This is a genomic window from Actinoplanes sp. ATCC 53533 (assembly GCF_003947245.1).
Genome location: NZ_QHHV01000129.1, coordinates 1 through 25,920, shown reverse-complemented (window position 1 = coordinate 25,920; position 25,920 = coordinate 1). Strand labels below are relative to the sequence as shown.

Genomic DNA, 25,920 nt, shown 5'->3' with positions numbered 1-25,920 from the left:
ACAGGTTGCGGGCCGTCGGCGACACGGCTGGTCATCCCCGGCCGTGGCGGCACCTGATCAGGTGCGGGTCAGCGGCCCCAGAACCGCCAGGTCTGGTTGAGCGGGCTGCCCTGCCCGGCCGCATTGCAGGTCCACTGGTGGACCAGTGCCCGCGCCGCCGTGGAGATGCCGCTGACATCGACGCACTTTCCGCTGTGCCGGGCGATGAGCTGGTAGTCATGGCTGTCGTTGCCCGAATAGGTCACCTTCCGCAGCGTGAACTGCTGGTTGGTCGCCCCGCCGCAGGTCCATTGGTGGACCGCCGCGCCGTCGGCGGTGGACGCGCCGCTGACGTCCAGGCACTTGCCGCTCTGCTGGTTCACCACCGTGTAGGTGTTCGCCACCCCGGCGACCGGGCGGAAGTTCCACAACTGCTGGTCGCCGCCTTCGCAGTAGTACTGCTGCTGCCGGTTGCCGTCCGTGGTGCTCAGGCCGGTGTTGTCCAGGCACTGCTGGGAGTGCTGCGCCACCGCGACGGACTGGAAGCCGGCGTCCGACGGTGGCTGGAGCGTGATGGTGAAGGTGTCGTCGGCGTTGGTGTGCGGCAGGTTGACCGTCGTGCCGTTGCCCGACAGCGTCACGACCGAGTTCTGGACGGTGACCGGGCCCTGGACCGCGGCGCCGCCGTTGTACGGGATGCGCTGGGCGATCACCCGTACCTGATTGTTCTGGACGATGCCGCTCGTGGTGTCCAGGCGCTGGAGGTTGACGGCGACGTTGCCGGTCGTGCCGCCACCGCCGACGAGGATCTTGGCGACCCCGGCCGCCTTGGTCGCGAACGCGTCGTACGCCGGGCTCGGCGTGACCGACGAGATCAGGCCGGTCTGCCCGCCGTAGAACCGGTAGACCCACCACTCGCCCTTGGGCAGGTGCTGGCCGGCCGGGTTGTGGACGAGCAGGTTGCCGAGGTCGTTGTGCAGGTTCGCGGTGCTGGCCCAGTTGGCGCGCAGGCCGTCGGCGCCGGCGCGCTCCAGGCGCGCGATGTACCAGGACCCGTCGCCCGGGTTCTGTTCGTCGGGCGCGCCGTACTCGTTGATCTGGTACGGGCGTGGATGCGGGATGCCGCGCGCGTTGAGCGTGGTGTTCGCCGCCGCGACGTTCGCCACCGGGTCGCCGGGCAAACTGTGCCAGCTGAAGATGTCCGGGATCACGTTGTTGGCGCGGATGTAGTCGAGGTATTGCCCCCACCAGGCGCCGTTCGTGGTCGGCACGCACGCGCAGCTCGGGCCGACGATCAGCTGGCCGGGGAACTCGGCCCGGATGCGCTGGTAGCTGCGCCGCCACAGCTCGAAGTACTGGGCCTGCGGGCGGTTCCAGAACAGGCCGAGGTTGGGCTCGTTCCAGATGTCCCACTGCACCGGCACGCCGGTGGCGCGGACGTCGGCGATCACCCGGGTGAGGAAGTTGTCGTAGTCGGTCCAGTCGCCGTTGTCGCCGGGGAAGCGGGAGATCGGGTAGCCGTCGGCGCCCCACAGGTCGTGCGGGAGCAGGATGAACGTGCCGCCGAGGGCCTGGGTGCGCAGCATCTGGGCGCGGGTGGAGTTCCACCGGCGGGCGTACCCGCCGGACACCCAGCCGCCGGGCTGGTCGAGCTGGGCGCCGCCGGCGCGCATCGCCCGGAACTTGACGTCGGTGTAGAAGTGGCTCGGGGGCCCGGATCCGTCCTCGGTCATGCCGTAGATCCAGCCCGAGGCGCGGTAGGTCGGCGCGCCGCCGGCGACGGAGAAGTTGACGCTGATGCTCTCGTCGGCGGCCTGGGCGGGCGAGGCGACGGTGAGTGCGCAGGCGGCGACGAGCGCACCGGTGAGGATGCGCGCGGCGATCCCGCGCGGTCGATGGGGTGTCATGAGCTCTCTCCTGTTCGGTGGATGGACAGGGGGCATCGCTGTTCGGTGATCGGACAGGGGGCATCGCGGGAGGAGCCGGTCGGCTCGTCCCGGGCGGTGGGGGTGCGGCTTAGCGGGCCGGCGCGGGGCCGGTGCTGGCGCGCAGGGAGATCGGCGGGGTCAGCAGCAGGTGGCGGGGCGGCGTGTCGGGTGCGGCGATGCGTTCGAGGAGCAGGTCGACGGCGTGGGTGCCCATCTCGAGGGTGGGCACGTCGGCGGCGGTCAGCGGGGGCCGGAAGTCCTCCGCCCAGTGCTGGGCGGCGACGCCCGCGATGGACAGATCACGCGGCACGCTCAGCCGCGCCCGTTCCAGGCCGCGCTGGATGCCGGGCAGGGCGGCCTCGTTGATGGTGGCGATCGCGGTGACCTCGGGGTGGTCCTCGCGCAGCCGTTCCAGGCAGGACTCGCCGGCGGCGGCGTCATCGGCGCAGGCCAGGTCGATGCCGGTGACGCCGCGCTGGGCCACCGCGGAGAGAAATCCGGTCAGGGCCCGGTGGGCGGGGCCGTATCCGGCGGCGACGAGCTCGGCGGAGCGGTTGACCAGGGCGATGTCGCGGTGCCCGAGATCGGCGAGGTGGTGCACGCAGCGGGCGATGAGCTCGGCGTAGTCCACGTCGACCCAGGAGGTGCCGTCCGGGTGGGCGGTGTGCCCGATGGTGACGAACGGCAGGCCGGTCTGCCGCAGGCGGGTGACCCGCGCGTCCTCCAGCCTTATCTCCATCAGGATCACGCCGTCGACGCGCCGGCCGGAGATGATCCGTTCGAAGGAGCGGTCGTGGTCGCCGCCCGAGGGCGACAGCAGCACATCCAGGTCGGCGCGGGCGGCCGCGTCGACGACGCTGGCCACGAAGCCGAGCTGCATGTCGGTCAGGCGCAGGCTGGCCGGGGGGATGACCAGGCCCAGGGTACGGGTGCGGCCCTCCTTGAGGGCGCGGGCGGCGGCGTTGGGCCGGTAGTCGAGCTCGTCGATCACCGCCTGGATGCGCCGCTTCGTCTCCTCGGACACGGTGCGCTTGCCGCTGAGGGCGTAGGAGACGGTGCTGCGGGACACCCCGGCCCGGCGGGCGATCTCGCCGATGTTCATCGCGGACTCCTCACGAATCGGTTCGCGCCACCTGGCGTCGACAAGGAGCTTGCCGCAGGCGGCCGCTGTCGCGGACCTGGGGGTCGGTCGGATGGTCGAATCGATTCGCTCTGCAGCGTAGGTGGCGGCTCTGATCGATGTCAATATGGCGTCGGCCAGGTTGCCCGGCGGTTTCAAAGGGCGGCAAAAACCGGCCCTCCAGGGCCTTGACCCCTCGTTGGGGGCGCGCTTAGGGTCTGGCGAATCGGTTCGTCGAACCGATTCGCTAGATGCTGACATTCAAAGGACAAGACATGAATACTTCCGGCAAGAGCTGGCGTACGGCGGGCGCCGTGCTGCTCACCGTCGCACTGACCGGCGTCACGGGCGCCTGCTCGACCTCCGATGACGCCCCGTCGGCCGAGGCCGGCGGCACCTACACGATCTGGGACCCGTACCCGCAGTTCGACGGCGCTTCCGCCTGGGTCACGCTGCTCGCCAAGTGCGGCACCGACAGCGGGGTGACCGTCGAGCGCACCGGCTACGACACCAGCGATCTGACCAACAAGGCGCTGCTCGCCGCCCAGCAGGGCAACTCGCCCGACGTGCTGATCGTCGACAACCCGGTCATCTCCACGCTGGCCGAGGCCGGCGTGCTGACCACCACCGAGGAGAACAAGCTCGACACCGCGGCGATGGCGGCCAACCTGCTCGGCGCCGGACAGAGCGGCGGCAAGACCTACGGCGTGCCGATCGGCGCCAACACTCTCGCGCTCTACTACAACAAGAAGGTCCTCGCGGGCGCCGGCGTCGACATCGCCTCGGTCAAGGACTGGCCGTCGCTGACCGCCGCGCTGGCCAAGGTCAAGGCCGCCGGCAAGAAGGGCATCACCTTCTCCGCGATCGGTACGGAGGAGGGCAGCTTCCAGTTCCTGCCCTGGTTCTGGGGCTCCGGTGCCCAGCTGACCGCCCTGGACTCCCCGCAGGCGGTCTCCGCCCTGACGCTGTGGACCGACTGGCTCAAGCGGGGCTACGCGCCGAACTCGGTCATCAACAACACCCAGACGACCAGCTGGCAGGAGTTCGCCACCGGCGACTACGCCTTCGCCGAGAACGGCACCTGGCAACTCGCCAACGCCGCCAAGGCCGGATTCGACTACGGCATCATCGCCGTCCCCGGCATCTCCGGCGGCACCGCCCCGGCGCCGACCGGCGGCGAGTTCGTCTCCATCCCGGTGCAGAAGAGCGCCGCCCGCTACGCCACCTCGGCGAAGCTCGTCTCCTGCCTGACCAGCACCGACAACCTGCTCGCCACCGACACCACGCTGTCCTACATCGCGCCCACCGCCGACGTGCAGGCCAAGCAGGTCGCGCGGAACGCCGGCCTGAAGGTCTGGGTCGACGCCGTCAACGCCGCCAAGGGCCGCACCGGCGACAACCTCGGCACCAAGTACCCGAAGATCTCCGAGCCGATGTGGACGGCGGTGCAGGCCGCGCTCAGCGGAAGCAAGTCCCCGCAGGAGGCGCTCACCGCCGCCCAGACCACGGCCGCAGCCGCCACCAAGTGACGGCGAACCGTGGCCGGTGGGCGGCGTGGGCCTTCCTGGTCCCGGTGACCGGCTACCTGCTGGCGTTCTACGCCTGGCCGCTGTACCGGAACCTGGACCTGAGTCTGCGCGAATACACCGTCCGCTCGTTCGTGCAGGGCGATGCCCCGTTCGCCGGTGCGGGCAACTACGCGAAGATCTTCAGCGATCCGACGTTCGGTCCCGCGCTGCTGCACACCGTGGTCTTCACCGGGGCCTCGCTGCTGTTCCAGTTCGCCATCGGCATGGCGCTGGCGGTCTTCTTCGCCCAGCACTTCCGGCTGTCGGCCACGCTGCGCGGGCTGTTCCTCGTACCGTGGCTCCTGCCCTTGATCGTGTCGGCCTCGACCTGGTCCTGGATGCTCAACAGCGACTCCGGCATCGTCAACGCCGCCCTCGGCGCCGTCGGTCTCGACCCGGTCAACTGGCTGACTTCGCCGCAGTGGTCGCTGGTCTCGGTGATCATCGCGAACATCTGGATCGGCATCCCCTTCAACCTCGTCGTGCTCTACAGCGGCCTGCAGGCGATCCCGCCGGAGCTCAACGAGGCGGCGGCGCTGGACGGCGCCGGCAGCTGGCAACGCTTCTGGCGGGTCACCTTCCCGCTGCTGCGCCCGGTCTCCGCGATCACCCTGCTGCTCGGGCTGGTCTACACCCTGAAGGTCTTCGACATCATCTGGATCATGACCAGAGGCGGGCCCACCGACGCCTCGACGACCTTCGCCACCTGGTCCTACCGGCTGAGCTTCGGCAACCTGCTGCCGGCGTTCGGGCCGGGCGCCGCGGTCGGCAACCTGCTGATCGTCATGGCCTTCGTGAGCGGGCTCATCTACATCCGGATCCAGCGCAGGCAGGCCACATGAAGCGGCATCTGAAAACAGCGGCCGGCGTCGTGCTGACGGCGATCATGCTGTTCCCGGTCTACTGGATGATCAACGTGTCGTTCACCAGGGACACCGACATGCGGGCCAGCCCGCCGCACCTGTTCCCGGTCGACGCCACCCTGGAGGGCTACCGGGCCGTCCTCGACCAGCAGCTGCCGTACCTGGGCACCAGCCTGCTCATCGGGCTCGGCACCGTCGGCCTCACCGTCGTGCTCGCCGCACCCGCCGGATACTCGCTGGCCAAGCTGCGCCCGCGCGGCGGCGGCGCGCTGAGTTTCGTTCTGCTGATCGCCCAGATGATTCCCGGCATCATCATGGCCATGGGTTTCTACGCGATCTACCTCAACGCGGGGATCCTCAACTCCGTACCCGGGCTGATCCTGGCCGACTCGACGATCGCGGTGCCGTTCGCAGTGTTGATCTTCACCGCGTTCATGTCCGGCATCCCCGACGAGCTCCTCCAGGCCGCGCGCATGGACGGCGCCACGACCTGGCGCACCTTCGTGTCGGTGGTGCTGCCGGTCAGCCGCAACTCCGTCGTCACCGTGTCGCTGTTCGCCTTCCTCTGGGCCTGGTCGGACTTCGTCTTCGCCAGCACCCTCGACGCCGGCGGCGACCACCAGCCCATCACGCTGGGCATCTACCACTACATCGGCAACAACAACCAGCAATGGAACGCGATCATGGCGACCGCCGTGATCGCCTCCATCCCCGCCACGCTGCTGCTGATCGTCGCGCAGCGCTACGTCGCCGCGGGCGTCACCGCCGGTGCCGTCAAGGACTGACCCGGTCCGCCGCCGCTGTCCAGGACTGACCGATCCGCCCCGCCCAGAAAGCAGGCCGCTACCTATGCCCGTCGCTCCACAGAGCCCGACGTTCTCCGTCCAGGACATCCCGTTCAGCTACCGCGGGTCCTGGTTCGACATCTCCCCGGTCATCGCGGAGCAGACCTACGCGGAAGACCTGCACCTGGTCTCCCACCAGACCGGTATGCATCCGGTGCTGCGCTTCGTGCCGCTGCACGGTGACCGGCCGGCTGTCGCGACGACGATCGCGACTCCGGCGCTGCTGCGCTGGCGCCACGACGCCGGACAGATCGAGCTGGCCTACGAGAACGCCGACACGATCCGCGTGCGGGGCACCGGACTCGGGCTGCGCCTGGCCACGGCGGCAACGGCCCTGACCCCGTTCAGCGGCAGCTACCTGTACCGCGACCCGGTCGACGGCGCGCACGTGCTCACCTCGTACGAGACCGGCCGGCGCTACCGCATCACCGTGCTCGGCGGGGCAGTGGCAGCCGCCGTCGGCGTGCAGGCCCTCGGCGCCGCCGACCGGTATCTGGACCTGCCCGCCGGGCCGGCGTGGGAGATCGTCATCGAGGAGTACGCGAGCGCCCGCGCCCCGTACCCCGGCACCGCCACGTTCGACGAGGTCGCCACCGCGGCCGCGGCACAGTTCGGCGCGTTCGTCGACGCCGTCGCGCCGTGGCGCGGACCCACCACCCCCGCCGCCGAACTGGCCGCCTACGTGCTGTGGTCGGCCACCGTGGCGCCGGGCGGCTTCCTGGCCCGGCCCGGCGTGCTGATGTCGAAACACTGGATGGACAAGGTGTGGAGCTGGGACCACTGCTTCAACGCGATCGCCCTGGCCGCCGGCGACCCGGAGCTGGCCTGGCACCAGTTCCAGCTGCCCTTCGACCACCAGGACCCGGCCGGGGCGCTGCCCGACTCCGTGACCCACTCGGAGGTCCTCTACAACTTCGTGAAACCACCGATCCACGGCTGGGCGCTGACCCAGCTGCGCCGCAACCTGACCGCACCGCTGGACCGGGCCCGGCTCGCCGAGGCCTACGAGCGGCTGTCCCGCTGGACCGGTTTCTGGCTCACCTCGCGCCGGGTGCCGGGCCACGCCCTGCCGCACTACCAGCACGGCAACGACAGCGGCTGGGACAACGCCACCACCTTCGACGGCGACCGGGTCGTCGAAACCGCCGACCTCGCCGGCTTCCTCGTGCTGCAGCTCCGTCAGCTGGCCGTACTCGCCGGCGAGCTCGACCGGCCGGCCGAGGCCGACCGGTGGAACGACACCGCCGACTCCGTCCGCGCGGCGCTGCTCGACCAGCTCTGGGACGGCAAGCGATTCGTCGCCCGCGGCGCCACCACCGGCCACACCCGCGCCAGCACCAGCCTGCTCGACCTGATGCCCATCGCCCTGGGCGCCGAGCTGCCGGCCGAGGTCAGCGACCGGCTCGCCGACCGCCTGCGCACCCACCTGACCGCACACGGACTGGCCACCGAGGCCGTCGACTCACCGCACTACGCCGCCGACGGCTACTGGCGCGGCCCGATCTGGGCACCGTCCACCGTCCTGATCGAGGACGGACTGCGCCGGGCGGGGCACCACGACCTGGCCGACGAGATCAGCGAACGCTTCCGGGCGCTGTGCGAGAAGTCGGGCTTCGCGGAGAACTTCGACGCCCGGACCGGGGCCGGCCTGCGTGACCGGGCCTACACCTGGACCGCCAGCAGCTATCTGATCCTCGCGGCCGCCCACGAACGCCGCCGCGCCTAGGCGTCAGGCCGGAGCCGCGAGATGCCGGCGAGGATGAGATCGACGCCGTTGAGGAACTCCACGCGATCGTCATGCTCGCGCAGCTGGCCCGCGACGGTCCGGGTGAACGGGAAGTCGTCGGGATCGAGGCCGGCCCACGCGGCCGCCACGTTGCCGAGGAACTCGTCCCGGTCCGTGCCCGGATCCACCGCGCGGGCCTGCGCGGCGTTCTGCCCGCCGACACCGAGGATGTAGTTCAGCACCGCGGAGGCCGCCGTGAACTGGGCGGCGAAGGGAACGCCGAGCGCACGCACCTGCCGGCCGATGCGTTCGAAGATCCGCAGGATGGCCGGCGGTGACGGCGCACGGGAGAGCTCCGAACCGATCCAGGGGTGGGCGTCGATCGCGTCGAAGACGCCGAGGGCGAGCGCCCGGATCGTGTCCTCCGGCGTGTCATCGGCGGCGTCGGCGGCCAGCGCGGGGGTGAGCACGGCGTCGGCGGCGGCGATGAGCAGCTCGTCCTTGTTCGCCACGTGCCAGTAGATCGCACCGGGCCCGGTCCGCAACCGGGCGCTGAGCGCGCGGAAGGTCAATCCGCTCTCGCCCGTGGCGTCGAGCATCTCGACGGCGGCGTCGACGATGCGTTCCCGGGACAGGGCGTCCTCGCGCCGCTCTGTGTTCCGCGTCTTGGTTGGCATGCCCTCATCCTGGCACACGTGGAACCCTGTTCCACCACGGCTAGTAGACGTCGCGCGCGTAGCGTTTGCCGGCGACGAGATGCTTGAGGTAGGCGTCGGCCTCGTCGGGATTGAGCTGTCCGTGGGTGATGGCGATGTCGCGCAGGGCGGCGTCGACGTCGCGGGCCATCCGGCTGGCGTCGCCGCAGACGTAGAGGTGCGCGCCGTCCCGCAGCCAGGCCCACAGCTGGGCGCCGTGTTCGCGCATCCGGTCCTGCACGTAGATCTTGTTCCGCTGGTCGCGGGAGAAGGCCAGGTCGAGGCGGGTCAGCACGCCCGCCTCGCGCAGGGCGGTGAGCTCGTCGGCGTAGTAGAAGTCGGTCTCGCGGCGCTGCTCGCCGAAGAACAGCCAGTTGCGGCCGGTCGCGCCGGAGGCCTGTCGCTGCTGCAGGAAGCCGAGGAACGGGGCGATGCCGGTGCCCGGGCCGATCATGATCATCGGAGTCTGCGGGTCGGTGGGCGGCCGGAAGTGCGGGGCGCGCTGCACGAAGACGGGGATGCTGGCGCCGGGGCCGGCGTCGGCCAGGTGGGTGGAGCAGACGCCCTTGCGGGAGCGGCCGGTGTGGTTGTCGAAGCGGACCACGGACACCGTGATGCTGACCGTTTCGGGGTCGGCGGCGGGGGTGGAGGAGATCGAATAGAGGCGGGGCTGCAGGCGTTTGAGGACGGTCGCCCAGTCCTGGGCGGCGGCGCGGATCGGCCATTCGGCGATGACGTCGAGGGCCTGCCGTCCCCACGTCCACTTGGCGAGTTCGCCCTTGTTGTCGGGGCGCAGCAGCGTCTTGAGGTGGGTGTCGTGGCTTCGCTCGGCGACGAAGCGCAGCAGGTCGGTGGTGACGCGGGTGATGTCGAGGTGCCGGTGCAGCGCGTCGGCCAGGCCGAGGGTGCCGAGGCCGGGCACGTCGACGGCGGCGTTCGCGTCCAGGCCGGTGACGGCGAGCCATTCGGCGACGAGGTCGGGGCAGTTGGCGGGCCACACGCCGAGGGCATCACCGACCTCGTAGCCGAGGGCGCCGCCGGTGTGGAAGGTGAACCGGCGGACCTCCTTGGCGGAGCCGGGCCGGCTCAGCAGCCGGTTGCCGGCCAGCGTCGCGGGCATGGGGGAGGACTTCGTCGGCAGGGCCCGCGAACCGGGCGGTGCGGTTCCGGCCGGGGGCGGGGCCGCGGACAGGGCGGCGAGGACCTGCTCCAGCCAGGCGCTGGCGGTCTGCTCGTAGTCGGGTTCGCAGTCGGCCCGGTCGGCGAGCGGGGTGGCGCCGAGTTCCCGCAGGCGGGTGTCGAGGCGGCGGCCGTGGCCGCAGAAGTCGTCGTAGCTGGAGTCGCCGAAGGCGAGCACCGCGTAGCGGCGTCCGTCCAGGCGCGGCGCGTCGGCGGTGGTGAGGCTCTGCCAGAAGGCGCTGCCGTTGTCGGGGGCGTCGCCGTCGCCGAAGGTGCTGGTGACGATCAGCAGGTCGGCCTCGGCGTGCAGCGCGTCGGTGGCGGCGGTGTCCATCCCGCGCAGCACCGGTTGCCAGCCGGCCTCGGCCAGCCGCCTGGCGGCGGTGGCGGCGAACTCCTCGGCGGTGCCGGTCTGCGACGCCCACAGCACCTGCACCTGACGGACGGGTGCCGCGACCGGGGGTTCCTGGCCGCCGGGATCAGCCGGGCCGGCCGTCCTGGAGAAGGTGCCGGCCAGCAGTCCGTTGATCCAGTCGGCGATGCCCGGGTCGAACGGTGCGGAGCCCGGCAGCACCGGCACCACGGCCGGATCGGCCGCGGCGAGCGCGGTGACGAAGCCGGACAGATAGCGGCGCTGCCCGTCGCTGAGCGGCGGCGGAGCCTCATCGAGGGCGAGGATGCCGCGCAGCAGCGCGACCGGCGTGGCCGCGACCGGCGCGGCCTCGGCCGGCGGGGTCCGGGCGGGGGTCGTGACGCGGGTGAGGGTGACGGCGCAGACCTTGAGTTCGGGCTGGAACGAGATCGGGTCGACGGCGTCGTTGGTGACGGCGTTGACACTGAGGTATTCGCCGAACAGATCGTTCCAGTGGAACGGGGCGAAGCAGTTGCCGGGCATCACCCGGTCGGTGACGACCGCGGGCAACACCGCCCGGCCGCGGCGGGACGCGACCTCGACCCGGTCGTCGTCGGCGATGCCGAGCGCGTCCGCGTCCGCCGGGTTGATCTCGACGAACGGGCGCGGGTTGAGCTTGGTGAGCCTGGCGACCTTGCCGGTCTTGGTCATGGTGTGCCATTGGTGCTGCAGCCGGCCGGTGTTGAGCACGAACGGAAAGTCGTCGTCGGGCAGCTCGGCGGCGGGCAGATGCGGGCGGGCGAAGAACACGGCCCGGCCGCTGGCGGTGGCGAACCTCAGCCCGTCCTCGCCGTCGCGGTAGCGGATCGGGTTGCGCCGGTCGCAGCCCGGTGGCGCCGGCCACTGCACCGGGCCCGCCGAGAGCCGTTCGTACGAGACGCCGCGCAGGTCGTACCCGGTCTGCGGGTTGGCGAACAGCTGGATCTCGGCGAAGATCTCGGCGGCGCTGGCGTAGGTGAAGGCGTCGGCGTAGCCCATCTCGCAGGCGATGCGGGCGATCAGCTGCCAGTCCGGCAGCGCCTGGCCGGGCGGGTCGACGACGGGGCGGACCTGGGTGAGGTTCCGCTCCGAGTTGATCATGATGCCGTCGGTCTCGGACCACATCGCGGCCGGCAGCGCGATGTCGGCGTACGCGTTGGTCTCGGTCTCGGCGAACGCGTCCTGGGTGACGACGAACTCGGCCGCTTCGAGGGCCTCGATGACGGTCCTGCGGTTGCCGACCGAGGCGACCGGGTTGGTGCAGATGATCCAGCAGGCCTTGATGTGCCCCTCGGCCATCTGTTCGAACATCTCGACGGTGCCCTTGCCGACCTCGGTGCGCAACGTCCCGGCGGGCAGGCCCCACACGTTCTCCACGAACTCCCGGTCCGCGGGGACGAGCACCGAGCGCTGACCCGGCAGGCCGGGGCCCATGTAGCCCATCTCCCGGCCGCCCATGGCGTTCGGCTGCCCGGTCAGGGAGAACGGGCCCGAGCCCGGCCGGCAGATCGCGCCGGTGGCCAGGTGCAGGTTGATCAGCGCGTTGGTGTTCCAGGTGCCGTGGGTGGACTGGTTGAGGCCCATCGTCCAGCAGCTCATCCACTCGCCGGCCGTCCCGATCATCTCGGCCGCGCGGCGGATGTCCGCCTCCGGGATCCCGGTGATCTCCGCGACCGCCGCGGGCGGGTAGTCGGCCAGGAACGCGGGCATCGCCTCGTAACCCTCGGTGTGCTCGGCGATGAACTCCTGGTCCACGTGGCCGTTGGTCACCAGCAGGTGCATGAGGCCGTTGAGCAGGGCCAGGTCGGTGCCGGGCCGGATCTGCAGGAACAGGTCGGCCTTGTCCGCGGTGGCGCTGCGGCGCGGGTCGACGACGATCAGCTTCGCGCCGGCCCGCACCCGGTCCAGCAGGCGCAGGAACAGGATCGGATGGCAGTCGGCCATGTTCGCGCCGATGACGAAGAAGACATCGGCGTGGTCGAAGTCGTCGTAGGAGCCGGGCGGCCCGTCCGCGCCGAGCGACAGCTTGTAACCGCTGCCGGCGCTGGCCATGCACAGCCGGGAGTTCGACTCGATCTGGTTCGTGCCGATGAACCCCTTGGCGAGCTTGTTCGCCAGGTACTGCGCCTCCAGGGTCAGCTGCCCGGAGACGTACAGGGCGACCGCGTCCGGGCCGTGCTCCTCGATGATCGACCGCAGCCGCCGGGCCGTCCGGGTGATCGCGGCATCCACATCAAGATCCACCGGTACGGCGCCGCGCTCGTCGCGTGCCTTGGCGGTGGCCAGCCGGCCGCCGGCCGCGAGCAGGTCCGCGCTGGTCGCACCCTTGGTGCAGAGCCGGCCCGCGTTCGCCGGATGCGCCCGGTCGCCGCCGACCTTGAGCACCTTCCGCCGGCCGTCCGGGCCGGCACCGACGTCCAGGACCATCCCGCAGCCGACGCCACAGTACGAACAGACCGTCCTGACCTGCGTGATGTCACCCTTGCCGGCCATACCACCCCCGCCATCGCAGCACCGGCCCTGTGCGCCGACGATCACGGTGGCGGCGTTGGTACGACGTTAGAAGTGGATCGTTACCAGCCGGTCACGCTGCCGGGGTGCCGGCTGTTACCGCACCCCCACAACCCCGCGACGGCCGTTGTGAGAGGAGCCGCCCCGACGGTACCGGGTAAATCGGCGAGCGCACATGCCCGAGAGCCCTGACTACGCGGCGATGCGGCTAGCCCTACCGGCAGTTCACCGGCTGGCCGGATCGATAGGGGCCAAGTGCCGTCATAGCGTCGTGATCATCGATCCGACGACGATGAATCGAGACACCGTGAACGAGTCGCACCAACCGCGGCGCGGCCATCGCCGGCCGGTCACGCGGGCCGTGGGGGCGGGCGATTCCGCGCCGACGGGCCATCGACCCGCCGAACGCGGTGTGCTCCGCCGGCGGCTGCTGGAGTTCTCCGCCGTGTGTCTGGTGCTGACCTGGATCCCCTGGGCACTGCTGGGAGTGCTGGGGGTGAGCGTCGACGAAGGCCCGGGATCGCTGGTGTTCGCTCTTGCGGCGAGCGGTCCGTCCCTGGCCGCTCTGGTCATGTGGTTGCGGCATCGTGGGGAAAGCCGTCCGGGACCTCGCACTCGATGGTCGCTCGGTGCGCCAGCAGTGGCGGTACTGCTGGGCGGGATCGCACCTGGGGGAGCGGCGGTCCTGATGAACCTGACCGACCTGCCGGCGATCCCGCAGCACGCCGGTTCGGTGATCGCCGATGTGGGTGGACCACTCATCGCGCTGGCCTACACGCTGCTCGCCGGGCCGGTGGCGGAGGAGTTCGGCTGGCGGGGGTACGTACAGCCACGCCTGAGGCGGTCCTGCAGCCGGATGGCGACCACGATGGTGCTGGGAGCCGCCTGGGGCCTGTGGCACGTGCCGCTGTACTTCCTGCCCGGCACCGGGCAACACGACACCGGCTTGTTCACCCATCAGGGACTGGTGTTCTTCCTGGGGCTCCTTCCCCTCACCCACCTCATGCTCTTCGTCACCGAACGCCTGCGCGGCGGTGTCCCGGCGGCGATCCTGATGCACGCGGCCTGGAACCTCACCGACGAACTGGTGCCACCGCTGGGAACCGGCGGCCAGTGGCTGAAGCTTCTTCTCCTGTCGGCCACCGCGGCGGTGGTCGGTCTTCTGTGGCTCCGCGCGACTCCCGTGAGTCAGCGTCACCCCGACTCCTGATCCGGGTGCGTCGCGGTGCCGCGACCACCAGGCCTCCGGGGCTCAAGGTCGCGGGGTCTTTGTCATCCGGCCGGGTAGGCGTGGGTCTCGGTGGCTTTCACGGCGGCCCAGACGGCCTGGCCCGGGGTGAGGTGCAGGTGCGCGGCGGCGGCCGGGGTGATGTCGGCGGCGACGGTGATCGGTCCGTCGAGCTGGACGCGCAGGTTGTCGCCGTGCCGCTGGATGCCGGCGATGGTGGCGGGCCAGGTGTTGCGGGGGCTGCCGTCGGGCCGGTGGGGGTGCAGGGCCACGGCGGAGGGCGGGAACGCGACGAACGCGTCGCCGTCGAGCCGGTCGGCGGTGGCGAGGGGGAAGCTGTCGCCGACGAGCACGGTGTGGCCGTCGGCGTGGCCGCGGTAGAGGTTGAGGCCGACGAGGCGGGCGACGTAGTCGGTGCGGGGGCGGGCGGTGATGGCCACGGCGTCGCCTTCCTGCACCAGGCGGCCGTCCTCGATGATGACGAGCCGGTCGGCGAGCACGAGGGCGTCGAGCGGGTCGTGGGTGACCAGCAGGGTGGCGCCGGGGTGCTCGGCGAGGTGGCGGTGCAACTCGGCGCGGGTATCGAGGCGGGTGCGGGCGTCCAGGGCGGCGAGCGGCTCGTCGAGCAGCAGCAGCGTGGGGTGGACGGCGAGGGCGCGGGCGAGCGCGACTCGCTGGGCCTGCCCGCCGGACAGCTGGCGGGGTTTGCGGGCGGCGTGGTCGGCCAGCCCGACCCGGGCGAGCCATCCGGCCGCCTGGTCGCGGGCCCGGCGCCGGTCGGTGCCGTGGCGGCGGGGCCCGAACGCGACATTGTCCAGCGCGCTCAGGTGCGGGAAGAGCAGGTAGTCCTGGAAGACCACACCGATCGGCCGGTGTTCGGTGGGCGTCCACAGCCGGCGGTCGGGCCGGTCGAGGTCCCGGCCGGCGAGGGTGACGTGCCCGGCGGTGAGCGCTTCCAGGCCGGCCAGCGCCCGCAGGGCGGTGGTCTTACCGGCGCCGTTGGGCCCGAGCAGCGCGACGACCTCGCCGGCGGCGATGCGCAGCCGGAGGTCGAGCCGGAAGGCGCCGCGGTCGACGACGAGGTGGGCGTCGAGCGCGGGCGGGCCGGCGACCGGGGTCATGGGCTGGTGATCCATTTGTCGCGCAGCGCGGCGAGGATGGTGACGGAGACGACGAGCAGGATCAGGCTGAGCACGATCGCGGCGTCCAGGTCGGTCTCCAGGGCGAGGTACACGGCCAGGGGCATGGTCTGGGTGCGGCCGGGGAAGTTGCCGGCGAAGGTGATGGTGGCGCCGAACTCGCCGAGGGCGCGGGCCCAGCACAGCACGGCACCGGCGGCGATGCCGGGGGCGACCAGCGGCAGCGTGACGTGGGTGAAGGTGGTCCACCGGCGGGCGCCGAGGGTGGCGGCGGCTTCCTCATAGCGGGTGTCGGCGCCGCGCAGCGCCCCCTCGACGGCGATGATGAGGAACGGCATGGCGACGAAGGCCTCGGCGATGACGACGCCGGTGGTGGTGAACGGCAGGGTGATGCCGAAGGTCTGGTCGAGCCAGGATCCGAGGATGCCCCGGCGGCCGAAGACCAGCAGCAGGGCGATGCCGCCGACGACCGGTGGCAGCACGAGCGGGACGGTGACCAGGGCCCGGACGATGCGGCGGCCGGGAAACTCGACCCGGGCGAGCAGCCAGGCGAGGGGGACGCCGAGCGCCAGGCACAGCAGGGTGGCCAGGGTGGCGGTCTGCAGCGACAGCCGCAGGGCGGTGAGCACGCCGGGCTCGGCCAGCCGCTGCGGCAGGGTGGTCCACGGCGCCCGGATGAGCAGCCCGGCCAGGGGCAGGACCAGGAAGGCCAGGCCGAGGCCGGCGGGGATGAGCAGCGCGATCGGCACCCGGCGGTGCCGTGACCGCCGGGATGGCGTGACCGGCCCGGGTCGCACCACCCCGGCGTGTTCGTCGCTGTCGAGGGCCACGGTTACGGCGCTTGGAACCCGGCGGCGGTGAGCACGGCCTTGCCCTTGTCCGACACCACATAGTCGATGAACGCCTGCGCGCCGGCCTTGTTCGGGGCGTTCTTCAGCACGATGATCGGGTAGTCGTTGATCGCGCCGGCCGATTCGGGGAACTCGACGCCGTCGACGTCGGTGGCGGCGGCTCTCGCGTCGGTGCGGTAGACCAGGGCCGCGTCGACCTCACCGAGCTTCACCTTCGACAGGGCGCCCTTCACGTCCTGTTCCAGGGTGACCGGGGTGAGCTTCACCTTCGCCGTCGCGAGGGCCTTGGTGGCCGCGGCGCCGCAGGGCACCTGCTCGGCGCACAGAGCGACCTTCAGGCCGGGTCTGGTCAGGTCGGCCAGGGCCTTGATGCCCTTGGGGTTGCCCTTCGCGACGGCGATGACGAGCTGGTTCTTGACGAAGGTGGTCGCGGTGCCGTCGCCGTTGCCGGCGTCGGTGACCGTCGCCATGTTCTTCGGCGAGGCGGAGGCGAAGACGTCGGCCGGTGCGCCCTGGTTGATCTGGGTGGCCAGGGCCGAGCTGCCGGCGAAGTTGAACGTGACCTTCGTGCCCGGGTTGGCGGTCTCGAAGTCCTCGCCGATGGTGGTGAACGACTCGGTCAGCGACGCGGCGGCGAACACCGTGACGGCGCCGGTGGGCGCGGCCGGGCTGCCGCCGGGCTGGCTGCTGCCGGTGTCGCTGCCGGAGTTGCTGCCGCAGCCGGCCGACAGCAGCAGCCCCGACACGGTGAGCGCGGCCAGGGCATCGCGGATCTTCACTGCTGGTTCCTCCCTTTGCTGCCACCGGGGGCCGGCGACGACTTCTCCACCACGACGGTCGTGGACTTGATCACCGCGATGGCCACCGAGCCGACGTGCAGGTCGAGGTCGTCGACGGCCTCGCGGCTCATCAGCGAGACCACCCGGAACGGGCCGGCCTGGATGTCGACCTGGGCCATCACCGTGTCCTTGACCACGGCGGTGACGATGCCCCGCAGCCGGTTGCGGGCCGACGAGTCCGTGCGGTCGTCGAGCTCACCCGCGAGGGTCTGCGCGAACGCGGCCAGGTCGACGCCGCCGATCGTGCGGTGACCGTGCTCGTCGCGGGCGGCGGCCAGCCGGCCGGCGTCGACCCAGCGGCGCACGGTGTCCGCGCTGACGCCGAGCAACTCGGCGGCCTCCCCGATCCGGAAGTCTGTCACGCCGCACACTCTATGCCCTGGCATATCCGAGGGGAAACCGCGATCCAGGCTCGCTAAGACCCGGGTGCGGCGCTTCATCGCCCCGAATCTGCGTGATGGCGGGTACGGGCGTACAGCGAACCCACAGACGGCTCACCGGTCGCTGACAATCTTCCGGGCAACAGTGGTGTCATCAACGCTCACTGATGCGAGGCGAGGCGCGCCATGACCGATCTGCTGACCCGGCCCCCGTTCGTCGAGGACCCGACGTCCACCGCCACCACCCCGCCGCCCTTGCCGCCGCTGCCGCCGAACGTGGTGAGCCACCGCGGTGGGGGAGACCGGCGCTGGCCGCGGCGGGTCGCCGGCGGCGCCGCCGTGCTCGCCCTGATCGCCGCCGGCGGCACGGCCGGCGGTCTCGCCGCCGAGCGCTACGCCGACCGGGCCTCGGCCGCCACCGCCGCCGCGACCGGCACCACCGCGACCGCCATCGCCGTGACCGAGGGCGACAGCCTCGCCCCGGTCGCCGCGAAGGTGTCGCCGAGCATCGTCACCGTGCTCATCGACGGCGCGAACGAGTCGGCTCTCGGCTCCGGGGTCGTGCTCAGCGCCGACGGGCTGATCCTGACCAACAACCACGTGATCTCCTCCGGCGGCACCGTCAGCGTGCGGCTCGCCGACGGCCGCACCCTGCCCGCGAGCGTCGTCGCCGCCGACAGCACCCATGACCTGGCGCTGGTGCGGGCGACCGGGGTGTCGGGGCTGACCCCGGTCACGTTCGGCACCGACGCCAGCGTCGCCGTCGGCGACACGGTGCTGGCGTTCGGGGCGCCGCTGGGGCTGGAGGGCACCGTCACCTCCGGCATCGTCAGCGCCCTGAACCGCGAGGTCGGCACGGGCACCGAGCAGCTGACCGGCCTGCTGCAGACCGACGCGCCGATCAACGAGGGCAACTCCGGCGGCGCGCTGGTCGACACCTCCGGCAACGTCATCGGCATCAACGTCGCCATCGCCACGGCCGACGACCAGAGCACCGGCAACGTCGGCGTCGGCTTCGCCATCCCGGCCGGCACCGTCGCCACCGTGGTCCGGCAGCTGGAGGCCCAGTCCGCCACCTGATCGGCTCTTGACCTGAAGTGAGGTTCAAGGTGTCCACTGGCGGCATGCCCTTCACCGCAGCAGAACTCGCCTATCTGACCACCCAGCGCCTCGGTCGCCTGGCGACCGCCCAGCCGGACGGCACCCTGCAGGTCAGCCCGGTCGGATTCCGCTACAACAGCGACCTGGCGACGATCGACATCGGCGGCTGGAAGATGTCGGCAAGCCGCAAGTACCGCAACATCGCCGACAACGGCCGGGTCGCCTTCGTGGTCGACGACCTGCCGTCGGTCGACCCGTGGCGGGTCCGCTGCCTCGAGATCCGCGGCGTGGCCGAGGCGATCGAGCCGCCGGGCGGCGAGGCGATCATCCGGATCCACCCGCGCCGGATCATCAGCTTCGGCATCGACGACCCGGACGGCGAGGTGCACGCCCTGGTGCCGAGCAAGCGCGACGTCCTGCCGGACCGCGTCTGACCGCCCGGTCGGCGAGGTGCACGCCCTGGTGCCGAGCAAGCGCGACGTCCTGCCGGACCGCGTCTGACCGCCCGGTCGGCGAGGTGCACGCCCTGGTACCGAGCAAGCGCGACGTCCTGCCGGACCGCGTCTGACCGGACGACACCGGTGGCGACGGTTGCCCGCCGCCACCGATGACGCTCAGCCGGCCAGGTGGCCGTACCTGTCCTCCAGGTCCGCCCAGCTGCCCTGCGCGACCGCGCGCCCGCCGATCAGGACGACCACCCGGTCGGCGCCCGACAGCGCCGCCCGCTTCGAGGTCGAACCGACCACCGTGACGCCGTGCTCGCGCAGCGCCCGCCACAGCTCCAGCTCCGTCGTGACGTCCAGCGCGGACGACACGTCGTCGGCGATCAGCAGCTCCGTGCGCGGCGCCAGCGCCCGGGCCAGCGCCAGCCGCTGCAGCTGACCGCCGGAGAGCCGGGTGCCCTTGTGGCCGATCAGCAGCTGCAGGCCGCCGCCGGCCGCCGCCAGGTCGTGGTCGAGCTGCGCCGTGGTCACCGCGTCGGCGGCGTCCACCTCGTGACCGAGCTGGATGTTGTCCGCGACCGTGCCGGACAGCACCCGGGGCAGCTGGGCCACGTAACCGACCTGGTTGGGCCGCAGGAACACCTCCGGCTCGTCCACCGGCCGGCCGTTCCAGGCCAGCGTCCCGGTGTGGTGCACGATCCCGGCCAGCGCCCGCAGCAGCGACGACTTGCCCGAGCCGACCGGGCCGACGACCAGCACCAGCTCACCGCGCTCGACCACCAGGTCGACGTCCTGGGCGCCGACCGTGCCGTTCTCGTGCACCGCGCTGAAGCCGGACAGCTCCAGCGTGCGCAGCGGGTTGCGGGCCGCCACCGGCGGCGCGTCCGCGGTGCCCGCCGCGATGTCCACGCCCGGCACCGCCGACGAGTACGCCGAGGCGCCGGTCATGGCGACCGTGCGCCGCGTCCACACCCGGGCCGACGGGAAGTGCGACACCAGCGACGCCGTGGTCCAGGCGAACCACCGGGCCGCGCCGAGGGTCGCCACCGCGATCAGCGTCGCCGCCGCGGACAGGTTGCCGGCCAGATACATCGCCCAGGCTGCGATCGGCAGCAGGCCGCTGACGATCGACGGGGTGGAGCGCGCCCACACCTGGATCGAGATCTCCCGGCGCTGCCGGTCGCTGCGGGCCGCGTCCAGCCCGGCCAGGTGGTCGAGCACCGGCACGGTCGCGCCGGCCAGCTTCACCGTGCGCGCCGCCGACAGCGACGACACCAGCGAGGTCGCGAACGCCGCGCGGGCCGCGACCGTGTGCCGGGCCGCCCGTTCCAGCCGGGGGCCGAACAGCGTCGCCGCCAGGCCGGAGATCACCATCGTGCCGACGAAGAAGGCGGCCGGCACGAACGACCGGGAGGCCGCCGTCATCGCCACGATCATGACCAGGCTGATGGTCGTGTCGATCAGGTTGTCGGCGAGCATGACGACGCGTTCGGTGTCGCCGCCGTGCGCGACGACCTCGGCCGGGGTGTATTTGCTGACCCGGCGCGGCCCGATCTGGCCGTGCACCAGCCGCATGCTGATCCGCAGCATCTGCCGGACCCACCACTCGGGGAACCAGGCGCCGGTGTAGTACAGCGCCGGGATCGCCACGATCAGGCCGGCGGTGATGCCGATCGCCGGCCACATCGGGTCGCCGACCCCGTCGACGACCTGCGACCACAGCAGCGGCAGGATCGCACCGTCGAGGCCGAGCAGCACCAGGACGACGAAGAACGCGATCGCGGCCAGGCCGTACCGGGGGTCGTTGGTGGCCAGCCGGGCGATCTCGCGCATGGTGCGTGCCGGCGGCGCCGGCGGCAGCGGCGGCGGCTCGGCCAGCGGCAGCGTGCTGCCCAGCTCGGACCGCGCCGGCTCCGCCGGCTCGCGCTCCAGCAGGGCCACCCCGCCGGACGCCCGGGCCGGCGCCGCGACGCTGGAGCTGGCCAGCAGCTCGGCGAAGCGCCGCGACTCGCGCAGCGGGCCGGCCTCCAGCACCACACCGTCGGCGAGCACGACCACCTCGTCGCAGCGGCGCACCGAGGAGAGCCGGTGCGCGACGATGACGCCGATCCGGCCGGTCAGCAGCCGGTCGGTGGCGCGCTGCACCCAGGCCTCGGTGACCGGGTCCATCCGCGCGGTGGCCTCGTCGAGGATCACCACGTGCGGGTCCCGGACCAGGATGCGGGCGAACGCGACCAGCTGCTCCTGCCCGGCGGACAGCACGTAGCCGCCCTCGCCGAGCTTGGTGTCGATGCCGTCGGGCAGCCCGTCGGACCAGGCGGTCAGCCCCAGCTCGCGCAGCGCGGCCCCGGCCTGCGGCAGCAACTCGGGGTCGAACAGCGCGATGTTCTCGGCCAGGGTGCCGGCCAGGATCTCGGTGCGTTGCGGGACGATCGCCGTCCACCGGCGCAGGCCCTCCACGTCGAGGTCGACGATGTCGGTGCCGCCCAGGAAGACCGTGCCGCGCGGCACGTCGACGGCCCGGGTCAGCACCTTGGCCAGGGTCGACTTGCCGGAGCCGGTGCGCCCGATCAGCGCGTAGGAGCGGCCCCGGGCGAAGGCCAGGTTGATGTCGCGCAGCGCCGGGGCGCGCCCGGCGGCGGCCTCGCCGTAGCGGAAGGTCAGGTCGCGGACCAGCAGGTCGCCGTCGACCGGCGGCAGCCCGCCGGTCGGCTCCTGCGGTACGGCGCGCAGCGACTGCACGCGGCTCCAGGCGCCGAGCGCGTTCTGCAGCTCCGGCACCATCCGGGTGACGTGCTCCAGGGTGCCGCCGAAGCCGAGCGCGAGCAGCCACACCGCGGTCAGCCGGGCGCCGTCGACGTGCCCGGCGGCCAGCGCCCAGGCGCCGACGAGGACCAGCGCCGCGATCAGGACGCGGGTGATCGCGCCGGCGCTCAGGGTCACCCGCGACGAGGTGGTCCAGACCTTGCGGCCGCGGACCAGCACCTCGCGGGCGCGCTGGGCGTAGAGCCGGCGCACGTACGGCGCGGCCAGGCTGGTGCGCACGTCGTCCTGGCCGTGCACGGACTCCTCCATCACGGCGGCCAGGTCGGACCAGGCCTCCTCCTCGCGCACCCGCAGCGGCGAGATGCGCTGGATGGGTTTGGTCAGCACGGCCACCAGCAGGAAGGACACGGCCAGCATGCCCAGGCCGGCCGGCCACCAGGCGAAGAACGCGGTGACGATGGAGAGCACCGCGACCGCGAGCGACTGGGCCAGCCGGACGCCGCTGCCGCGCAGCTCGGAGCCGACCTGGTAGACGTCGCTGTCGATGCGGTCCAGCAGCTCGCCGACCGGGGTGTTCTCCAGCGCCGGCAGCTGCTGGCCGAAGGCGACCCGGCACAGGCCGCGGCGCACCGAGGCCGCCCAGTCGGCGGTCAGCCCGGCGACGACCAGGCCGACGATGACGTCGCTGAGCACCGACGCCACCAGGGCGATGGCGAGCAGCGTGAACAGCGGCGCGGACCGGTTGACGAGGACCGCGCCGGCCAGCCCCAGGGCGCCGGCCTGCCCGGCCGCACCGAGCACGATGAGGGTGGCGACGAGGAGGGTGCGCCGGGGCGAAGTAGCCCATAAGTCGCGGAGCAGGCGCATCGAAAGTCCTCAGGGATAGGGGGTGGCGGTACCTCCATCCTGGGCGCGTGCGGCCGGGGACTCAACGCAATTACCGGGCGGTGACTATCACGAGGATCACTATGGCGGGAACGGGTCAGGCTGTGCGCAGGGTGAGCAGGGTGATCTCGCTCGGCGCGAAGATGCGGAACGGCGGCCCCCAGAAGCCGGTGCCGCGCGAGGTGTAGAGCTGGGTCCGGTCGCCGTGCCGGCTCAGGCCCTGCAGCACCGGCTGGTCCAGCCGGACCAGGTAGTGGAACGGCCACATCTGGCCGCCGTGGGTGTGGCCGGAGATCTGCAGGTCGACGCCGTGCGCGACCGCGCCCGTCACCTGCTGCGGCTGGTGGGCCAGCAGCAGCACCGGCAGGTCAGCGGCGGTGCCGGCCAGGGCCGCCTCGTGGTCCATGTGGTGGCCCGGCACGCCCGAGCCGGCGGCCGTCCGGTCGTCGACCCCGGCCACGATCAGGCTGCTGCCGTCGCGGGTCACCACCACGTGCCGGTTGTGCAGGGCCTCCCAGCCCAGCGACGCCATGTGTTCCACCCAGCCCTGGGCCCCGCTGAAATACTCGTGGTTGCCGGTCACGTAGACCCGGGCCAGCCGGGCCCGGACGTCGCCCAGCGGCGCGGCCTGCTCGCGGCGCTGGGCCACCTCCCCGTCGGCGATGTCGCCGGTGTGCGCGACCACGTCGGGCTCCAGCGAGTTGACGACGTCGACCACGCCACGCGACCAGCGGGCCCGGTCGATCGGGCCGTAGTGGGTGTCGGTGAGCAGCACGACCTTCAGGCCGTCGAGGCCCGCGCCGAGCCGGGGGATGCGCACGTCGACGCGGCGGACCCGGGAGACGCGCATCGCCTCGGCGTACCCCCAGAGGAGAAGGCCCGCCGCGACGACCGCGACCACCGCCGTCACGGCCCGCGAGCGGGCCGGGTCACCGACGCCGGCGACGGCCAGCACGGCCCGCAGCACGTTGCCGAGCACGGACCAGACGAAGAGCACCCAGACGACGCCCAGCATGGTGTCCGCGGTGCGGGCGGCGCCGTCGCGGTGCTGCCGGCCGTGCCCGCTGACCATCAGGAACGGGAAGGCCGCCGCGGCGGCGGCGAACAGGACGGTGCCGGCGGCGAACACGGCGCCGGGCCACCGGTTGCCGGACCAGACCAGCGTCCACCAGGGCACGCCGAACAACAGCAGCAGAACGGCGGCGATTATCAGACCGAAGCGCAGGGCGCGACCGGACCGGCGCCGCGGCTCGGTCTCGACGGTTTCACCGGCGGTCACTGGCTGGCTCAAGGAAGCTGCTCCGTAGCTGAGAAGTCGAAAGGCCGGGGCCGGCCAAGCGTATCGCCGGCGTAGCCGCGCCGGCATCGATGCCTTCGCCGCGGCATCGGGTGATCTACGCCGAAAACGTGCCCAAACGGGGCATGGCGCACGCCGTTGTCTGACAGGGTGTTCCCGTGCGCCGCAAGTCCGACCCCGCTCCGGTCACCCCGCCGGTCGCGGGCGTGACGTCGCTGGCCGTGCCCGCGGTGATCGGCGCGGAGCGGGTTCGTGGCCGCGGGTCGCTGATCGCCGAGCTCACCCGGCTGCACCGGTGGGGGTTCCGGCGCACGCCCCGGGTGCGGGTGTTGCACGGCCTGGCCGGAGCCGGCAAGACCACCGTCGCCCTGCACGTCGCCCATCGCCTGGGCCGGCGCGGCGTCACCGTGTGGTTCGTCTCCGCCGCCGAGGACACCGCCCTGCAGACCGGCATGCGGCAACTGGCCCGCCTGCTCGGCGCCGGCGCGCATGAGCTCGACCGGGACTGGGCCGACAACGCCCCCGACGTCCTCTGGCGCCGGCTGAACGCGCACCCCGGCCCGTGGCTGCTGATCATCGACAACGCCGACGGCCCGCACCCGCTGACCCCCGCCGGCGAACCGGCCGCCCGGCAACGCGGCTGGATCCGCCCGGTCACCACCCGGCACGGCGCGCTGCTGATCACCAGCCGCGACGGCGACCGGGGCGGCTGGGGTGACTGGTGCCGGCTGCATCCGGTCGGGATGCTGCGCGGCGCCGACGGCGCCCGCGTCCTGCGGGACCTCGCCGGGCACCGCGCCGGGACCGCCACCGAGGCCGCGGCCCTCGCCGACCGTCTCGGTGGCTTCGCCCTGGCGCTCACCCTGGCCGGGCACTATCTCGCCGACACCAACCAGCTGCCGCTACCCGGCGCCATCACGAGCTTCGCCGCCTACCGCGGCGCCCTCGACGCCCAGGGCGCCGCCACGGTGGACCCCGGCCCCGGGCAGACCCCGGCCGAGGTGCGGGCCCGCACCGTCATCGCCGAAACGGCGGAGCTGTCGCTCGGCCTGCTCGACCAGCGCGGCCTCGCGCCCGCCCGCGCCCTGCTGGGGTTGCTGGCCGTGCTGGCCGACGCGCCGATTCCGTACCAGGTGCTCCTGGACCCGGCCGCGCTGGCGGTGTCGCCGCTCTTCCCCGGCATCGACGCCGCGAAACTCCGCGGCCTGCTCCATGCCCTCGCCGCCCTGGGCCTGCTCGACCTGGACACCGGGGGCGCAAACCCGGACCTCGCCGATACCCAGCCGTCGGCGACGCTGCGCCTGCACCCGTTGATCCGGGAGGCCGGTCTGCACCAGCTGCGCGCCTCCGGGCGGCGGCCGGCGTCCCTCGCGCTCGCGGCGGGCCTGCTGCACCGCGTCACCACCGGCAACGCCGACGACCCCGCCCGCCGGCCCTGCTGGGAACACCTCGCTCCGCACCCGGTCCACCTGCTGACCACCGCCGCCGCGTCCGGCGCCGAACCGGGCACGATCGGTGACGCGGCCGTCGCGGCGCTGCGAGTCACGGAATGGCTGGCCGCCACCGGCCTGCACGGCGTCGCGCTGACCCAGGCCGTCAGCATCCGCGACATCGCGACATCGATCCTCGGTGCCGAGGATCCCACCGTGCTCGAGGCCGCCGAGGAAGTCGCGCACCACACCGGGCGGGTGGGTGACGTGGTGGCCGCCCGGGACCAGTTCGCGGCCCTGCTGCCGCTCCGCGAGCGGGTGCTCGGCCCGGAACACCCGGACACCCTGACAACCCGGGCCGATCTCGCCGCCTACACCGGGCGGGCGGGCGATGTGGTGGCCGCCCGGGACCAGTTGGCGGCCCTGCTGCCGCTCCGCGAGCGGGTGCTCGGTCCGGAGCACGCGGACACCCTGATCGTCCGGGCCGGCCTCGCCGGCTGGACCGGGCAGACCGGTGATGTGCTGGCCGCCCGCGATCAGTGCGCCAAACTGCTGCCGATCTCCGAGTGGGCGCTCGGCCCGGACCACCCGGACACCATGGCCGTGCGCGCCGACCTGGCGCACTGGAGCGGGGAAGCCGGTGACGTGGTGGCCGCCCGGGACCAGTACGCCGCCCTGCTGCCGATCTCCGGGCGGGTGCTCGGCCCGGATCACCCCAACACCCTGATCGTCCGGGCGAACCTCGCCGGCTGGACC

At 72.5% G+C, this 25,920-nt stretch carries 18 protein-coding genes; 8 read left to right on the top strand and 10 right to left on the bottom strand.

Annotation, left to right across the window (positions count from 1 at the left end):
• Positions 1-68: 68 nt before the first annotated feature.
• The gene (locus tag DMB66_RS36370; protein ID WP_125808666.1) at positions 69-1,886 is read right to left on the bottom strand and encodes an RICIN domain-containing protein; all 1,818 of its coding nucleotides are present in this window, start codon (positions 1,884-1,886) and stop codon (positions 69-71) included.
• Positions 1,887-1,995: 109 nt separating this feature from the next.
• The gene (locus DMB66_RS36365; RefSeq protein ID WP_125808665.1) at positions 1,996-3,009 is read right to left on the bottom strand and encodes a LacI family DNA-binding transcriptional regulator; all 1,014 of its coding nucleotides are present in this window, start codon (positions 3,007-3,009) and stop codon (positions 1,996-1,998) included.
• A 293-nt stretch (positions 3,010-3,302) separates the two neighbouring features.
• On the opposite strand from DMB66_RS36365, the gene DMB66_RS36360 reads away from it, so the two are divergent.
• The 4 genes from DMB66_RS36360 (at position 3,303) to DMB66_RS36345 (ending at position 8,029) form a co-directional block, all read left to right on the top strand.
• Positions 3,303-4,556, top strand: coding sequence for an extracellular solute-binding protein (locus DMB66_RS36360; RefSeq protein WP_125808664.1), 1,254 nt, complete (start codon positions 3,303-3,305; stop codon positions 4,554-4,556).
• On the top strand, positions 4,553-5,437 hold the full coding sequence (locus DMB66_RS36355; protein ID WP_199752829.1) for a carbohydrate ABC transporter permease: 885 nt from the start codon (positions 4,553-4,555) through the stop codon (positions 5,435-5,437). Before DMB66_RS36360 ends, DMB66_RS36355 begins: the two co-directional genes overlap by 4 nt.
• A complete protein-coding gene (locus DMB66_RS36350) occupies positions 5,434-6,243 on the top strand; it encodes a carbohydrate ABC transporter permease (protein WP_125808662.1) in 810 nt (269 codons plus the stop codon). Before DMB66_RS36355 ends, DMB66_RS36350 begins: the two co-directional genes overlap by 4 nt.
• A 64-nt stretch (positions 6,244-6,307) precedes the next feature.
• Complete coding sequence (locus tag DMB66_RS36345; protein WP_125808661.1) at positions 6,308-8,029, top strand: amylo-alpha-1,6-glucosidase; 1,722 nt, start codon at positions 6,308-6,310, stop codon at positions 8,027-8,029.
• Here DMB66_RS36345 and DMB66_RS36340 read toward each other — a convergent pair.
• On the bottom strand, positions 8,026-8,706 hold the full coding sequence (locus tag DMB66_RS36340) for a TetR/AcrR family transcriptional regulator (RefSeq protein ID WP_125808660.1): 681 nt from the start codon (positions 8,704-8,706) through the stop codon (positions 8,026-8,028). The genes DMB66_RS36345 and DMB66_RS36340 overlap by 4 nt on opposite strands.
• A 40-nt stretch (positions 8,707-8,746) precedes the next feature.
• Positions 8,747-12,787 carry a bifunctional nitrate reductase/sulfite reductase flavoprotein subunit alpha gene (locus DMB66_RS36335; protein ID WP_125808659.1) on the bottom strand — a complete coding sequence of 1,347 codons (4,041 nt, stop codon included), beginning with the start codon at positions 12,785-12,787 and terminating at the stop codon, positions 8,747-8,749.
• A gap of 310 nt (positions 12,788-13,097) precedes the next feature.
• On the opposite strand from DMB66_RS36335, the gene DMB66_RS36330 reads away from it, so the two are divergent.
• A complete protein-coding gene (locus tag DMB66_RS36330) occupies positions 13,098-14,015 on the top strand; it encodes a CPBP family intramembrane glutamic endopeptidase (RefSeq protein ID WP_158647488.1) in 918 nt (305 codons plus the stop codon).
• A 62-nt stretch (positions 14,016-14,077) separates the two neighbouring features.
• Here DMB66_RS36330 and DMB66_RS36325 read toward each other — a convergent pair whose 3' ends face one another.
• From DMB66_RS36325 to DMB66_RS36310, 4 genes are read right to left on the bottom strand one after another with little or no spacing between them, the layout of a single operon-like run.
• A complete protein-coding gene (locus DMB66_RS36325) occupies positions 14,078-15,154 on the bottom strand; it encodes an ABC transporter ATP-binding protein (RefSeq protein WP_125808657.1) in 1,077 nt (358 codons plus the stop codon).
• A complete protein-coding gene (locus DMB66_RS36320) occupies positions 15,151-15,972 on the bottom strand; it encodes an ABC transporter permease (protein WP_125808674.1) in 822 nt (273 codons plus the stop codon). Before DMB66_RS36320 ends, DMB66_RS36325 begins: the two co-directional genes overlap by 4 nt.
• A 32-nt stretch (positions 15,973-16,004) precedes the next feature.
• Positions 16,005-16,796: a molybdate ABC transporter substrate-binding protein gene (gene modA / locus DMB66_RS36315; RefSeq protein ID WP_370319887.1), complete on the bottom strand. Its 792-nt coding sequence runs from the start codon at positions 16,794-16,796 to the stop codon at positions 16,005-16,007.
• 2 nt (positions 16,797-16,798) lie between these two features.
• Entirely contained in the window at positions 16,799-17,224 is a 426-nt protein-coding gene (locus DMB66_RS36310; protein ID WP_125808655.1) for a molybdopterin-binding protein, read from the bottom strand.
• Positions 17,225-17,428: 204 nt separating this feature from the next.
• Here DMB66_RS36310 and DMB66_RS36305 point away from each other — a divergent pair, with 204 nt between their 5' ends.
• A complete protein-coding gene (locus DMB66_RS36305) occupies positions 17,429-18,322 on the top strand; it encodes a S1C family serine protease (protein ID WP_125808654.1) in 894 nt (297 codons plus the stop codon).
• A 44-nt stretch (positions 18,323-18,366) separates the two neighbouring features.
• Positions 18,367-18,777: a PPOX class F420-dependent oxidoreductase gene (locus tag DMB66_RS36300; protein ID WP_125808653.1), complete on the top strand. Its 411-nt coding sequence runs from the start codon at positions 18,367-18,369 to the stop codon at positions 18,775-18,777.
• Positions 18,778-18,957: 180 nt separating this feature from the next.
• Here the strand turns inward: DMB66_RS36300 and DMB66_RS36295 are convergent, their stop codons facing one another.
• Positions 18,958-22,419 (bottom strand): ABC transporter ATP-binding protein, encoded by a 3,462-nt coding sequence (locus tag DMB66_RS36295; protein ID WP_125808652.1) that lies wholly within the window; start codon positions 22,417-22,419, stop codon positions 18,958-18,960.
• Between the two features lie 115 nt (positions 22,420-22,534).
• Complete coding sequence (locus tag DMB66_RS36290) at positions 22,535-23,716, bottom strand: metallophosphoesterase (protein ID WP_199752830.1); 1,182 nt, start codon at positions 23,714-23,716, stop codon at positions 22,535-22,537.
• 176 nt (positions 23,717-23,892) lie between these two features.
• Here DMB66_RS36290 and DMB66_RS36285 point away from each other — a divergent pair.
• Positions 23,893-25,920 (top strand): tetratricopeptide repeat protein (locus DMB66_RS36285; protein ID WP_125808650.1); only part of this gene is annotated, 2,028 nt, incomplete at its 3' end.

Coding starts and splice junctions, on each gene's coding strand:
- DMB66_RS36340 (WP_125808660.1), bottom strand. CDS start 8,706: ATGCCAACCAAGACGCGGAACACAGAGCGGCGCGAGGACGCCCTGTCC.
- DMB66_RS36370 (WP_125808666.1), bottom strand. CDS start 1,886: ATGACACCCCATCGACCGCGCGGGATCGCCGCGCGCATCCTCACCGGT.
- DMB66_RS36345 (WP_125808661.1), top strand. CDS start 6,308: ATGCCCGTCGCTCCACAGAGCCCGACGTTCTCCGTCCAGGACATCCCG.
- DMB66_RS36335 (WP_125808659.1), bottom strand. CDS start 12,787: ATGGCCGGCAAGGGTGACATCACGCAGGTCAGGACGGTCTGTTCGTAC.
- DMB66_RS36295 (WP_125808652.1), bottom strand. CDS start 22,419: ATGCGCCTGCTCCGCGACTTATGGGCTACTTCGCCCCGGCGCACCCTC.
- DMB66_RS36325 (WP_125808657.1), bottom strand. CDS start 15,154: ATGACCCCGGTCGCCGGCCCGCCCGCGCTCGACGCCCACCTCGTCGTC.
- DMB66_RS36350 (WP_125808662.1), top strand. CDS start 5,434: ATGAAGCGGCATCTGAAAACAGCGGCCGGCGTCGTGCTGACGGCGATC.
- DMB66_RS36360 (WP_125808664.1), top strand. CDS start 3,303: ATGAATACTTCCGGCAAGAGCTGGCGTACGGCGGGCGCCGTGCTGCTC.
- DMB66_RS36330 (WP_158647488.1), top strand. CDS start 13,098: ATGAATCGAGACACCGTGAACGAGTCGCACCAACCGCGGCGCGGCCAT.
- DMB66_RS36300 (WP_125808653.1), top strand. CDS start 18,367: ATGCCCTTCACCGCAGCAGAACTCGCCTATCTGACCACCCAGCGCCTC.
- DMB66_RS36365 (WP_125808665.1), bottom strand. CDS start 3,009: ATGAACATCGGCGAGATCGCCCGCCGGGCCGGGGTGTCCCGCAGCACC.
- DMB66_RS36305 (WP_125808654.1), top strand. CDS start 17,429: ATGACCGATCTGCTGACCCGGCCCCCGTTCGTCGAGGACCCGACGTCC.